Origin of the sequence: Leclercia sp. Marseille-Q4284 (assembly GCF_916618945.1) — a bacterium.
Lineage (GTDB): Bacteria > Pseudomonadota > Gammaproteobacteria > Enterobacterales > Enterobacteriaceae > Enterobacter > Enterobacter tamurae.
On sequence record NZ_CAKAKG010000001.1, the window covers coordinates 1 to 11,461 of the forward strand.

The 11,461-nt window shown below is 51.1% G+C and carries 15 protein-coding genes and 3 pseudogenes; 14 read left to right on the top strand and 4 right to left on the bottom strand.

From position 1 onward, the window contains the following. Both LG383_RS00005 and LG383_RS00010 read left to right on the top strand, forming a co-directional pair. A partial coding sequence (locus LG383_RS00005; protein WP_304608143.1) for a hemagglutinin repeat-containing protein occupies positions 1 to 2,112 on the top strand: 2,112 nt, incomplete at its 5' end. After that, entirely contained in the window at positions 2,112 to 2,429 is a 318-nt protein-coding gene (locus tag LG383_RS00010; protein WP_225758033.1) for a hypothetical protein, read from the top strand. The genes LG383_RS00005 and LG383_RS00010, both read left to right, overlap by 1 nt. Before the next feature lie 45 nt (positions 2,430 to 2,474). On the opposite strand, the pseudogene LG383_RS22950 reads toward LG383_RS00010, so the two are convergent. Continuing rightward, positions 2,475 to 2,651 (bottom strand): annotated as a pseudogene (locus tag LG383_RS22950) (SymE family type I addiction module toxin). A 126-nt stretch (positions 2,652 to 2,777) separates the two neighbouring features. Here LG383_RS22950 and LG383_RS00020 point away from each other — a divergent pair. Beyond that, a complete protein-coding gene (locus tag LG383_RS00020) occupies positions 2,778 to 2,978 on the top strand; it encodes a hypothetical protein (RefSeq protein WP_225758034.1) in 201 nt (66 codons plus the stop codon). A gap of 36 nt (positions 2,979 to 3,014) precedes the next feature. On the opposite strand, the gene LG383_RS00025 is transcribed toward LG383_RS00020, so the two are convergent. Further along, positions 3,015 to 3,152 carry a SymE family type I addiction module toxin gene (locus tag LG383_RS00025; protein WP_225758035.1) on the bottom strand — a complete coding sequence of 46 codons (138 nt, stop codon included), beginning with the start codon at positions 3,150 to 3,152 and terminating at the stop codon, positions 3,015 to 3,017. Positions 3,153 to 3,214: 62 nt separating this feature from the next. Here LG383_RS00025 and LG383_RS00030 point away from each other — a divergent pair. Together LG383_RS00030 and LG383_RS00035 are read left to right on the top strand one after the other, a co-directional pair. After that, positions 3,215 to 4,023: pseudogene (locus LG383_RS00030) on the top strand (hemagglutinin); the annotation flags it as partial. A 590-nt stretch (positions 4,024 to 4,613) separates the two neighbouring features. Beyond that, positions 4,614 to 4,916: a hypothetical protein gene (locus LG383_RS00035; protein WP_225758036.1), complete on the top strand. Its 303-nt coding sequence runs from the start codon at positions 4,614 to 4,616 to the stop codon at positions 4,914 to 4,916. A gap of 45 nt (positions 4,917 to 4,961) precedes the next feature. Here the strand turns inward: LG383_RS00035 and LG383_RS22955 are convergent, their stop codons facing one another. Then, positions 4,962 to 5,069, bottom strand: coding sequence for a SymE family type I addiction module toxin (locus LG383_RS22955; protein ID WP_225759487.1), 108 nt, complete (start codon positions 5,067 to 5,069; stop codon positions 4,962 to 4,964). A 92-nt stretch (positions 5,070 to 5,161) separates the two neighbouring features. On the opposite strand from LG383_RS22955, the pseudogene LG383_RS00045 reads away from it, so the two are divergent. The 4 genes and pseudogenes from LG383_RS00045 to LG383_RS00060 form a co-directional block, all read left to right on the top strand. Then, positions 5,162 to 5,398, top strand: a pseudogene (locus LG383_RS00045) (hemagglutinin repeat-containing protein); the annotation flags it as partial. 16 nt (positions 5,399 to 5,414) lie between these two features. After that, positions 5,415 to 5,834 (top strand): deaminase domain-containing protein, encoded by a 420-nt coding sequence (locus LG383_RS00050; protein WP_225759488.1) that lies wholly within the window; start codon positions 5,415 to 5,417, stop codon positions 5,832 to 5,834. Beyond that, positions 5,834 to 6,202: a hypothetical protein gene (locus LG383_RS00055; RefSeq protein WP_225758038.1), complete on the top strand. Its 369-nt coding sequence runs from the start codon at positions 5,834 to 5,836 to the stop codon at positions 6,200 to 6,202. Before LG383_RS00050 ends, LG383_RS00055 begins: the two co-directional genes overlap by 1 nt. 603 nt (positions 6,203 to 6,805) lie before the next feature. Next, positions 6,806 to 7,120: a hypothetical protein gene (locus LG383_RS00060; RefSeq protein WP_225758039.1), complete on the top strand. Its 315-nt coding sequence runs from the start codon at positions 6,806 to 6,808 to the stop codon at positions 7,118 to 7,120. Between the two features lie 45 nt (positions 7,121 to 7,165). On the opposite strand, the gene LG383_RS22960 is transcribed toward LG383_RS00060, so the two are convergent. Beyond that, complete coding sequence (locus tag LG383_RS22960; protein WP_370635152.1) at positions 7,166 to 7,291, bottom strand: SymE family type I addiction module toxin; 126 nt, start codon at positions 7,289 to 7,291, stop codon at positions 7,166 to 7,168. Positions 7,292 to 7,868: 577 nt separating this feature from the next. Between LG383_RS22960 and LG383_RS00065 the strand changes: the two genes are divergently transcribed. The 5 genes from LG383_RS00065 (at position 7,869) to bcsQ (ending at position 11,454) form a co-directional block, all read left to right on the top strand. Further along, positions 7,869 to 8,546 (top strand): CsgG/HfaB family protein, encoded by a 678-nt coding sequence (locus tag LG383_RS00065; RefSeq protein ID WP_225758040.1) that lies wholly within the window; start codon positions 7,869 to 7,871, stop codon positions 8,544 to 8,546. A 12-nt stretch (positions 8,547 to 8,558) separates the two neighbouring features. Further along, a complete protein-coding gene (locus tag LG383_RS00070) occupies positions 8,559 to 8,903 on the top strand; it encodes a DUF4810 domain-containing protein (RefSeq protein ID WP_225758041.1) in 345 nt (114 codons plus the stop codon). An 11-nt stretch (positions 8,904 to 8,914) separates the two neighbouring features. Next, the gene (locus tag LG383_RS00075; protein ID WP_225758042.1) at positions 8,915 to 9,577 is read left to right on the top strand and encodes a DUF799 domain-containing protein; all 663 of its coding nucleotides are present in this window, start codon (positions 8,915 to 8,917) and stop codon (positions 9,575 to 9,577) included. A 474-nt stretch (positions 9,578 to 10,051) separates the two neighbouring features. Then, a complete protein-coding gene (gene bcsO / locus LG383_RS00080) occupies positions 10,052 to 10,657 on the top strand; it encodes a cellulose biosynthesis protein BcsO (protein WP_225758043.1) in 606 nt (201 codons plus the stop codon). Next, on the top strand, positions 10,648 to 11,454 hold the full coding sequence (bcsQ, locus tag LG383_RS00085) for a cellulose biosynthesis protein BcsQ (protein WP_106995877.1): 807 nt from the start codon (positions 10,648 to 10,650) through the stop codon (positions 11,452 to 11,454). The genes bcsO and bcsQ overlap by 10 nt, the downstream gene beginning before the upstream one ends. The last annotated feature ends 7 nt before the right edge of the window (positions 11,455 to 11,461 follow it).

The window sequence follows — 11,461 nt, forward strand, 5'->3', positions numbered from 1 at the left end:
GGGCTCAGTATCTCCGCGAACGCCAACAGCAGCAAAGGACACGAGAAAGGTAACGGGGTCTGGCAGAACGAGACCACGGTGGATGCGGGTAATCAGCTCACGATTAACAGCGGGCGTGATACCACGCTGGCCGGCGCCCAGGTGAGCGGCGAAACCGTGGTGGCGGATATCGGGCGCAACCTGACGATAACCAGCCTGCAGGACAGCGACCACTACGACAGCAGGCAGCACAGCGTCAGCGGCGGCGTGGGGTACACCTTCGGCGCGGGCGGATTCTCCGGCAGCATCAGCGCCAGCCGGGACAAAATATCCAGCGACTACGACTCGGTCCAGGAGCAGAGCGGGATTTTTGCCGGGAAGGGCGGCTTTGACGTGACAGTGGGCAACCACACTCAGCTCGACGGCGGGGTGATCGCCTCGACGGCGGAGGCGGGCAGGAACCGCCTCGACACCGGCACGCTGGGCTTCAGCGATATCCACAACCAGGCAGAGTTTGAGACCGGACATCAGGGGGCGGGGATCAGCTCCGGGGGCAGCATTGGCAGCCAGTTTGCCGGGAACATGGCGAACGGCCTGCTGGCCGGGGGCGGTAACAGCGGTGATGCAGAGGGCACCACCCGGGCGGCGGTGAGCGAAGGGACGCTGACCATCCGTGATACGGCGAACCAGCAGCAGGATATGGCGGACCTGAGCCGGGATACGGAACATGCGAACGGCAGCATCAGCCCGATATTCGACAAGGAGAAGGAGCAGCAACGTCTCCAGGAAGTGCAGCTGATTGGTGAGATTGGCTCGCAGGCGGCAGACATTGCCCGCACCCAGGGCGAGATAGAAGGCCTGAATGCGGCCCGGGCTAAGCTGGCGAAAGACGGGAAGCATGAGCCGGAGCCGGATGCCAGTGATGATACAAAAGCTGAGTATCAGAAGGCGCTGCGCGAGACGTCCGAATACAAGACGGCCATGGAGAAGTACGGCACGGGCAGCACCATCCAGCGGGGTATCCAGGCGGCGACGGCGGCGCTGTCGGGGCTGGCAGGCGGGGATATCGCCGGTGCCCTGGCGGGGGCGTCGGCACCGGAGCTGGCGCATATGCTGAAAGCCACCGAGGGTAATACGGCGGTTAACACTATTGCCCATGCCATTCTGGGCGGCGCGGTGGCGGCCATCCAGGGTAACAGCGCGGCAGCAGGTGCCGCAGGCGCGGCCACGGGCGAGCTGGCGGCGAAGGCGATAGCGGGTGTGCTGTATCCTGGCGTGACCGACCTGTCGAAGCTGACGGAAGAGCAGAAGCAGACGGTCAGCGCCCTGGCAACGATTTCGGCGGGGATGGTCGGAGGGCTTGCGGGGGACAGCACGGAGTCTGCGGTTGCGGGGGGACAGGCCGGGAAGAATGCGGCTGAGAATAACTTTTTGGGTGATAAGGACATCACGACCTTCACCGAACAGTACGCAAATGCGAAGACGGATGTCGAGAGAGAGCAGCTTCTGTCTGACCTGAAAAAACAAGATGTAGCGCAACAGGCGAAGGCGCTGGCGACAGGTATTCCAGTTAATGAGCAAAAGGCAGAGCTGGAGAAACTGAAGGTTCTACAAGCCTCGCCGGAGTGTAATGCCCAATGTCAGGGACTGGTTGCTTATTCGATTTCAGAACTGGAGCCAGTGGCGAATAATACTGAGCTGCACAAAAATAATCTGAGTAAGGCGGTACTGGCGGGTGTGATATTTGGATTAACGGTTGAGAAGCCGGCTGCAAATAATCCTATATCGCATCTGACAAGGGAGCAGCAGCAATTAATCTGGAGTGCTGAGACTATCACGACGGCTAAAGGGATACAGAATCCCTTCCCACGAGATCTGAATGAGAAAGTATTATGGAATCAGGTTAAGAAAAGCCCTTCACAGGGGCAGATATTAGACAATATGAATAAAGACTCGCGCTTTCCAAAAACTGCTGGGTTCCAAAAAATGCAGGTGAATCATGAGTTACCTGATGGTTCTAACATTACAATCCATTACCAATATAACTCTTTTACTGGTAAGGCTTATGATATGAAGATAACTACACCACAGCGGAATCCATTGCAGCCAGGCCCATCATTAAAGGATAAATAATGAAAATAAGACCTAACAAATCGGCCTATGTTATTGATGTTTATGCAATATATTGGGTGGGGAAAGAAACTTTATTTTTGGGCATGCCAAGAAAACATGGTGGTCTGATAGCATATAAAGCCCAAGATGTAGAACTCATAGACCCTGACTTATCGGGGAATTTTACGTACTTCGAAAATAACTGTAGAGGTATTTATCATTCGTCACTTATTAAAGAAAGATTACTTGATGATTTACTTGAAAATGATGAAGCAGCCTATAAACGCTTCCTTGAAATCCTGAAAGCAGAAGGCCGGATAGATCCAGATTTTTACTAACTGCAGAAGATCCCGGCCCCTGCGCCGGGATCTTCTTTTTAGCCGTCAGAACTTAAACTCAAGCTCAATAGTCAGCCGTCCCTTCTCAGCCGTCACAATCACCGGCTGCCCGGTCCGGAATCACAGTTCTTCCAGCCAGCGGCCCTTGATGGTGAGCTGGGGTAGCGGGTTGGGTCTGCCCTGGTTGGGGTGATAATCGACCTCTACTAAAGAGTTGAGCAATGGTCGTTCAGCTTATTGGGATCAATCTACTGGTAATGTTGTAATCCGCAATCCTAAAGCAGCAGATGGTGGAACAGCTTTAGGCCTGTAAACGGTAGGGCATACTTCGATAATTTGAGGTGATGAATGGATGTAATATCTGTTGCTGGAAAACAAGCTCAATTAACCATTGATGAAAATGAGTTATTGATCCTGAACTCAGCTTTGAATGAAATTTGTAATGGCATCTCTGTTCCTGAATTTGAAACCAGGATAGGGGCTTCTAAAGAAGATGTCTGTGCCTTACTTAATGATGTAAGCCATATTTTAGACAAAATGATGGCTTGAGAAGATTCCGGCCCCTGCGCCGGGATCTTTTACCCGTCAGCCCTTAACCGGCTCGATCACCGGTTTTCCCTGCTCAACGCTGACCATGACCGGCGTGTCGGTGCTGAATCCCGCTTCTGCCAGCCAGTTACCGTTCAGTCGCAGGCAGGGGCTGAATGAATACCAGATGGTCATGCAGATACAGGCTCTTTAACAGCTTTGGGAAAAATGGAACGCCGGGCATAAAACCGCGTATCGGGCGTGGGGTCACCTTCGGCAGTATGACCGGCTCGGGCTACGTCAGCGCCAGCCAGGACAAAATGAACAGCACCTTTGATTCGGTGCAGGAGCAGAGCGGGCTGTATGCCGGTGACGGTGGCTTCGATATCACGGTGGGCCGCCACACGCAGCTGGACGGGGCGGTGATAGCCTCCACGGTACAGGCGGATAAAAACCGTCTGGATACGGGCACCCTGGGCTTCAGCGATATCCATAACGAAGCCGATTATAAGGTCAGCCACAGCGGTGTCAGCATGAGCGGGGGCGGCAGCTTCGGCAAAGATACGTTCACCGGCAATATGCCGGGCGGAATGGTCTCCGCGGGTGGCAGCAGCGGCCATGCAGAGGGCACCACTCAGGCGGCGGTCGCAAACGGCACTATTACCGTGCGTGACACAGCGAACCAGCAGCAGGACGTGGCGGACCTGAGCCGGGATACGGCGCATGCGAACGACAGCCTCAGCCCGATATTCGACAAGGAGAAGGAGCAGAAGCGGCTCCAGGCCGTGAGCCTTATCAGCGAGATTGGCAGCCAGGCCATGGATATCGCCCGATCCAGCGGGGTATCCAGGCGGCCACGGCCGCGCTGTCGGGGCTGGCAGGCGGGGATATCGCCGGTGCGCTGGCGGGGGCGTCGGCACCGGAGCTGGCGCATATGCTGAAATCAACCGAGGGTAATACGGCGGTTAACACTATTGCCCATGCCATTCTGGGCGGCGCGGTGGCGGCCATCCAGGGTAACAGCGCGGCAGCAGGTGCCGCAGGCGCGGCCACGGGCGAGCTGGCGACAGGTATTCCAGTTAATGAGCAAAAGGCAGAGCTGGAGAAAATGAAGGTTCTACAAGCCTCGCCGGAGTGTAATGCCCAATGTCAGGGACTGGTTGCTTATTCGATTTCAGAACTGGAGCCAGTGGCGAATAACACGGAGCTGCATAAAAATAATCTGAATAAAGCGGTACTGGCGGGGGTGATATTTGGATTAACGGTTGAGAAGCCGGCTGCAAATAATCCTATATCGAATCTGACAAGGGAACAGCAACAGTTAATCAGAAGTGCTGAAACTATCACGACGGCTAAAGGGATACAGAATCCCTTCCCACGCGATCTGAATGAGAAAATCGTTTGGAATCAAGTACGGAGTAATCCGGCTTCTGCTGGAGAGCCGCTTAAGGGAATGAATAAGGATCTTCGTTTCCCAACATCTGCGGGATTCCAGAAAATGGAAGCCAAGCAAAAACTATCTGATGGCTCAACAATAACAGTGCATTATCAATATAATTCATATACTGGTAAGGCTTATGATATGAAAATTACTACACCCCAGCGACATGTTAGTGATCCGGCTAAGGTGATTGATTTTATTAAGGATGTTGTTAAATGAAAATAAAAGAAAATGACGGAACACTAATAGAAATCTACGCTATTTACTGGATGAAGGGGAAAACTTATTTTTATGGTCTAATCAAAGGATATGGCTTGTCTGTATTCAACGCGGATAAAGTAGAAATAATTGACCCTACAATATCAGGTGACTTTATTTTTTTTGAAGATGGTGTTTTTTTTAAACCCCTCATAGCAGAAAGAATATTGGATGATCTGGTTGAAGGGGATCCTGAAACTTATAAGCGTTTTATTGAAATCCTGAAAGCAGAAGGCCGGATAGGTCCAGATTTTTATTAACCGCAAAAGATCCCGGCCACTGCTCTGGGATTTTCTTTTTACCCATCAGCCCTTAACCGGCTCGATCACCAGTCGTCCCTGCTCCACGATGACCGTGACCGGCGTTTCGGTGCTTAATCCCGCGTCTGCCAGCCAGTTACTGTTCAGTCGCAGGCAGGGGCTGAATGAATATCAGATGGTCATGCAGATACAGGCTCTTGAACAGCTTTGGGAAAAATGGAACGCGGGTCATAAAACCGCGTATCGGGCGCGGGGTCAGCATCGGCGGCGGTACCAGCGGCTACGGTATCGGCGTCTTTGCCAACGTCAATGCGGCTAAGGGCCACGAGAAGGGGAGCGGTACTGCCTGGACGGAGACCACCCTCGACAGCGGCGGCACGGTCTCAATGACCAGCGGACGCGATGCCATCCTCGACGGCGCGCAGGTGAGCGGTAACGCCATCGTGGCGGATATCGGACGCGACCTCCTGATGCGCAGTCAGTAGGACAGCAACGATTATAAGTCGAAGCAGAACAGCGTGGCGGCGGGAGGCAGCTTCTAAGCGTTCGGGTAATGTTGCTGTTGCCGATGTGGATATCCCAGGTATGCCAGTGCAGATGGCGGCGCATAGTAGTTTTAATGAAGCAGGCAAAGGGTTAGTAGGTAAAGGAAGTCAGAATTTCCAATCCCAAACGTTGCCAAATAAAGAAGGCGCTTTGATTCCAAGAAATACGGATTCTGAATATAAAATTCTTGATAACTTGGCCGATCAGCTAGGCAATAACACATCAGCAAGAGGCACAGTTACAATTTTCACGGAACGTTCGGCATGTGGCAGTTGCTTAGGTGTAGTTGATCAGTTCCAGCAAAAGTATCCTGGCATTCGGGTCAATGTCCTCGATAACAATGGTGTGCTACTAACCCCGAGGAAGAAATAATGAATGATGAACGTATTGATTATTATGAAATTAAAAGAGATTTTTTAGAGTGTTGTTATGAAGGTTGTCGCGTGAAATTGGATGATATTGCCAGCGGAAACTCTCAGTGGCCAGAGGGTGCAGATGGAAGAGGTTATGCATCTTATCAATATGAAGGTGCCTATCAGCTCCCTATTGAACAATTAATGTTAGCTGTTATTAATTTAATACTAATGGCGGCGCGTGGCCCTGAACATGTTGAAGCGTATCACCAAAAAGAAATTAATCAGATCTTATCAGCTCATCCTCTTGAGGAACTGTTGAAAGAGTTGGGTGAAGAAGAGCGTAAAGATCTTCTTTACGATATGAAGTTATTAAAAATAATATGATGCCTGAATAAAAAACCCAACCTTGGTGGTTGGGTTTTTTTATCTATAACTTGACATATCCATTTTTCTAGAAGTGGCTTTTTTTTGATAATTATAATAAAATCATTGCATTGACTCTGATTTTGAGCGGAGATCTTAAGAGATTTTCAGCTTCTTCTTAACGTCCGGTTCCGGCTGAATTACCCATTCCTACCTCGCCAGCATCGTAAAGAGAACCGCTAATGACAGTGGAGAAAGCGTTGCTAAAATGCACTGTGCAGACAGGGACGTCACGGCAGGGCGGTAGCGTATCTACGGGGTAACGTGGTGGCAGATATCGGGCGCGACCTGACGATATCATCGATAACAAAATTCTGATCAGTGCCGCAGAGAAAATATCGACGGCGAAACCGGGTAAGCAATTTACAGCGCCCAGGGATTTGAATGAACAAATTGTATGGAAACAAGTGCAGGTAGTCCAGAAAAATGCCAAAGGAGAATCAATAACTATTCATTATCAGTACAACTCTACTACTGGTAAAGCTTACGATATTAAAATTTATACTCCACAAAGGGTTAGCTCTAATCCGGCAGATGTCATCGAAAATATTAAAGGGCTAGTTAATGAAAGTCAGAGAGAAAGATGGAACAGTTATAAATGTGTTTTCAATTTATTGGTTTGGTGAAGAAACATATTTTTATGGGCTTCCCAAAAACTATGGAGGCTTGACTGCATATAGAGCGAGTCAAGTGACTGTAATTGAATCAGAAATACATTTTAAGGCAATGTATTTTGAAAATAATGCTAAGAGCATTCATCATTGGGCACTGATTAAAGAAAAGTTGCTGGATGATATATTAGAACGAGATGAAGATGCCTATAAACGCTTCCTTGAAATCGTGAAAGCTGAGGGTCTGGTAGAGCCAGATTTTTATTAACTGCAATAGATCCCGGCCTTAGCGCCGGCATCTTCTTTTTACCCGTCAGTTCTTAACCGGCTGGATCACCAGTGGTCCCTGTTCCATGCTGACCGCAACCAGCGCGTCGGTGTTGAATTCCGCTTCTTCCAGCCATTTACCGTAAAAATGTGCAGGTTGGGCTGATGGAATACCAGACGGTCATGCAAGTACAGGCTCTTTAAAAGCTCTGGAGAAAATGGACGGTGCTCCAACACTGAATTGCCGTGTTTTTATACTTCCAGTGAAAGGATCCCTGTGGCTTCAAATAATATCTGTAGTTCATCTTTTTGACGCTTTTCGCTTTTATCAAACTCTTTTGGATACGTCTAAGCCGTTGCCTAAATTCATATCGTTACCTGTATAAGTCATTTTCTTCTGAAAAGGGATTAATTAGTCTGTTGTTTAGACTTGTCTCGTCACATCATTTTCATGGAGCGCATAATTGTTTTGCGTAGCCGATCCCGTTAAAAATGCGTTATTAACCTGACCAGGATTGAATGTACCTGGCCTCAGCATGTGCCCACGTTCAGGTCGTTAAAGTAAAAACACCGCACCGCTGCAAAAAATTCCCTCAAATCTAAAGAAAATCCAAAAAACACGATAAATATTAACTAATTGAATGACTTCCTGTCATAATGGATGCCGCTCTCTCCATAATAATACTTGAGAGAAAAGGTAATCAAATTACCCATCGTCTCGTCTATTTTTATAAGGAAATTCAAATATCATGGTCAATAAACGAATCGTCAGTTCGCTCTGCTTTAGCGCGTTATTACTCACGGGTTGTGCAACGGAATCCTCCCGTTCCGTCGAAGTCGCGAAAGTCGCTACCTATAACACCGCCTGGCAGGGCCAGCGCAGCCTGATATCGGTCGGCAAATTTGATAACCGCTCCAGCTATATGAATGGAATATTCTCCGACGGTGTCGACCACCTGGGGAACCAGTCCAAGACCATTTTGATCACCCACCTGCAGCAAACCGGCCGCTTCAACGTGCTGGATCGCGCGAACATGGAAGAGATCAAAACCGAGTCCGGCATCAGTGGTCAGCGTCAGCAGCTGAAAGGGGCAACCTACGTCATCACCGGTGACGTGACGGAGTTTGGTCGTAAAGAGACCGGTGACAGGGCGCTGTTTGGCATTCTGGGACGCGGCAAATCGCAAGTGGCTTATGCGAAAGTTGCCCTGAATGTGGTCAATGTCCGCACCTCTGAAGTGGTTTACTCCTCGCAGGGCGCGGGTGAATATACGCTCTCTAATCGTGAAGTGCTCGGCTTTGGCGGCACGGCCAGCTATGACGCCACGCTGAACGGCAAAGTGCTGGATCTCGCCATTCGCGAAGCGGTCAATAACCTGGTGGCCGGGACTGAGAACGGTGGCTGGAACCCGTCAAATACACATTAAAAGGAATTGATGATGGCAACTGTAAATAAGCTCGTAACTGGCGCAGCACTATTACTGCTGGCAGGGTGTGCAACCAACACGCCGCAAAAGATCTACACGTGGGGGGATTATCAGGAGTCGGTCTATGACTACTACACCAATAAAACCAGCCCGCAGGAGCAAATTGCCTCTCTACAGAAATTGATTGAAACGTCACGGGCAAGCAGCAAGCCTGTTCCTCCTGGCGTGCATGCCCAACTTGGGATGCTCTACAGCAATACGGGTAACAGAGAGCTGGCGATGGCTGAATTTAATGCCGAAAAAACGCAGTACCCGGAGTCGGCTTCATATATTAATTTCCTGACCACGAAAAAATAAAGGGACGTAACATGAAAGGAATTTCAGCCCTCCTGACTCTGGCATTGACGCTTATCGTTACGGGTTGCACCACTAATAAAACACCGCCCGCTGATTATTCTGCCTTCCGGGAAAGCAAACCGCGCAGCATCCTGGTGCTGCCGCCGAAAAATACGTCGCCGGACGTGAACGCCAGTCACGGCTTTCTGAGCAGCGTCACTCTGCCTCTTGCTGAATCCGGTTACTACGTGTTCCCGGTTGCGGTCGTGGAAGAGACGTTTAAACAAAACGGCGTAACTAACCCGGACGATATCAGCGCGGTGCCGCTGAAAAAACTGCACGATATCTTTGGCGCTGATGCGGTGATGTACATCACCCTCACCGATTATGGCACCTCATACCAGGTGATCAGCAGCGACACGCGCGTGAGCGCAGCGGCGCGTTTAGTGGATCTACGCACCGGGAAAGAGCTGTGGAAAGGCGTTGCCACGGCCTCAAGCAATGAGGGCCAGAGTAATAATGGCGGTGGCATAGTGGGGATGTTGATAAACGCGGCGGTGACCCAGATTGCGCATTCGGCCACGGATAAAGCGTATGATGTTGCTCAGGTGACCAGCGCTCGTCTGTTCAGCGCGGGCCCTGGTGGTTTGTTATACGGGCCTCGTTCGCCAAAATACGGACAGACTGCCCTGTAATGACCTCCGATCCCGGCCAGCGTGCCGGGATCATTTTCACTCCTTGCGGTTACCAACCCATCACCCGATCTTCTTAGTGTCCCTTAAAACGTCCGCTCCCACCCGAGGCGGATAATGTTTTTTCATAAACCCTGCTTATAGTTACTCTCCGGTATTTAACCGCAATCACATCATTTTTTTGGTCAAATGTTTCACTTAAGTAACGCAAAGCAAAATTTTATGTTTAAGTTGTAGGTTGTTAATGGCGAAAAGTGGAGAAATTGCGTTATCTGTCGATAAGCTTGTAGATAGTATTACCTCTACGTAATATGCATTAGAATATTCGGTAAACAAATATTAGCGCCAGCAATGGCGGGGGCGATGATGGTTGTTAACCCTTCACTCCCTTTACATGCTCGTAACCCCACAAACTGTTGTCCCTGGCAAAGTCATGCAGGAAACAAAAATACTGACTTGTGAATCAAGAGTAATACCATGAAAAATTATGATGATTTACAGCGTTTCAAGGATAAAACGCGCACCGGTGACATCCATTTCAAGGATCTGTCGGCGCAAAACAAACAGGCGTCGAACAGCGGCTGGGCGATTATCAACCAGCTGGCAGGTGTAGACAGTGACGCGGCGCTGGCGAAGGCCGGCAGCGTTGCGGTACCCGTGCCGCAGGCCGTTAAACCCGGCGAACTGGATGCGGCGTTTGCCAGCCTGACGAAGACGCCCGTGGCGGAGCCTGCCGGTTCAGCCCCGTCTATCATGCAGAGCTTACAGGTTGAAAGCGCAGATAACACCGCACAGACGCAGCTTAATCCGGCCGCACCTTCTCTGTTCGATCAGCTGCGCCCTGAGGCAACCCCCCACGCGACCGTGAAAGAGACGCCTGTCGCGGCGGCGCCATCTGCATTCCATCCAGCACCTGCGCTCGCGCCTGTACAAGCGCCTGCTGAGACAGTGACTCCGCCAAAACCGGCGGAGCCGGTTCGCTTTGAGCAGCTGTTCGCGACCAAAACCTCCGCGACGGCCAGCCATCCGGTCAAGGACCTTCCGTTACAACCGCTCCTGGAGAAAATCGCTTCATGCCGTTAGTGTGTATTTGCTCGCCAAAAGGCGGAGTAGGGAAAACCACGGTCACGGCCAACCTCGCTTATGCTCTGGCACGTGCCGGCAATAAAGTTCTGGCCATTGACTTCGATGTTCAGAACGCGCTGCGTCTGCATTTTGGCGTGCCGTTATCTGACGGGCGTGGCTACGTTGCGCGTGCCAATGAGTCGGCGGACTGGAGCCAGTCGGTGCTAACGGCGGGCAGCAATATGTTCGTCCTGCCCTATGGCGAAGTGACGGAGGAACAGCGCCTGATCTTTGAGCATAACCTCACCAGCGACAGCAATTTCCTGGCGCGAGGCTTAAGCTCTCTGCTGAACTATCCCGGGCTGATTATCCTGGCCGACTTCCCTCCAGGGCCGAACCCGGCGCTGAAGGCGATCTCGCCGCTGGCCGATCTGCATCTGGTGACCCTGCTGGCCGACACCGCCTCCCTGTCCCTGCTGCCCCACATCGAAAATCATCGGCTGACCGGCGGCGCACCGCCAGATAACAAGGCCGGATACTATTTCCTGGTGAACCAGAGTGACAACCGGCGCCATATCAGCCGTGATGTCACCGCCTTCTTACAGCAACGCCTCGGTGACCGCCTGCTGGGTGTGATCAACCGGGATGAAAGCGTGCCTGAGGCCAATGCCTCACAGCAATCGATACTGGATTTCAGTGCCACCTCGGCGGCGGCGTTTGATATCGAGCTGGTGAGTAAGCGTATCGCGGGTATTTTGGGTATCCAGGTCGGTGACGGCGCCGTGCACGCCAACCTGAGAACCTCCAGTTTCTGACGACAAT

Bases quoted from the DNA above. Each gene is read 5' to 3' on its own strand.
- LG383_RS00010 (WP_225758033.1), top strand. From the start codon at position 2,112: ATGAAAATAAGACCTAACAAATCGGCCTATGTTATTGATGTTTATGCA.
- LG383_RS00020 (WP_225758034.1), top strand. From the start codon at position 2,778: ATGGATGTAATATCTGTTGCTGGAAAACAAGCTCAATTAACCATTGAT.
- LG383_RS00025 (WP_225758035.1), bottom strand. From the start codon at position 3,152: ATGACCATCTGGTATTCATTCAGCCCCTGCCTGCGACTGAACGGTAAC.
- LG383_RS00035 (WP_225758036.1), top strand. From the start codon at position 4,614: ATGAAAATAAAAGAAAATGACGGAACACTAATAGAAATCTACGCTATT.
- LG383_RS00055 (WP_225758038.1), top strand. From the start codon at position 5,834: ATGAATGATGAACGTATTGATTATTATGAAATTAAAAGAGATTTTTTA.
- LG383_RS00060 (WP_225758039.1), top strand. From the start codon at position 6,806: ATGAAAGTCAGAGAGAAAGATGGAACAGTTATAAATGTGTTTTCAATT.
- LG383_RS00065 (WP_225758040.1), top strand. From the start codon at position 7,869: ATGGTCAATAAACGAATCGTCAGTTCGCTCTGCTTTAGCGCGTTATTA.
- LG383_RS00070 (WP_225758041.1), top strand. From the start codon at position 8,559: ATGGCAACTGTAAATAAGCTCGTAACTGGCGCAGCACTATTACTGCTG.
- LG383_RS00075 (WP_225758042.1), top strand. From the start codon at position 8,915: ATGAAAGGAATTTCAGCCCTCCTGACTCTGGCATTGACGCTTATCGTT.
- bcsO (WP_225758043.1), top strand. From the start codon at position 10,052: ATGAAAAATTATGATGATTTACAGCGTTTCAAGGATAAAACGCGCACC.
- bcsQ (WP_106995877.1), top strand. From the start codon at position 10,648: ATGCCGTTAGTGTGTATTTGCTCGCCAAAAGGCGGAGTAGGGAAAACC.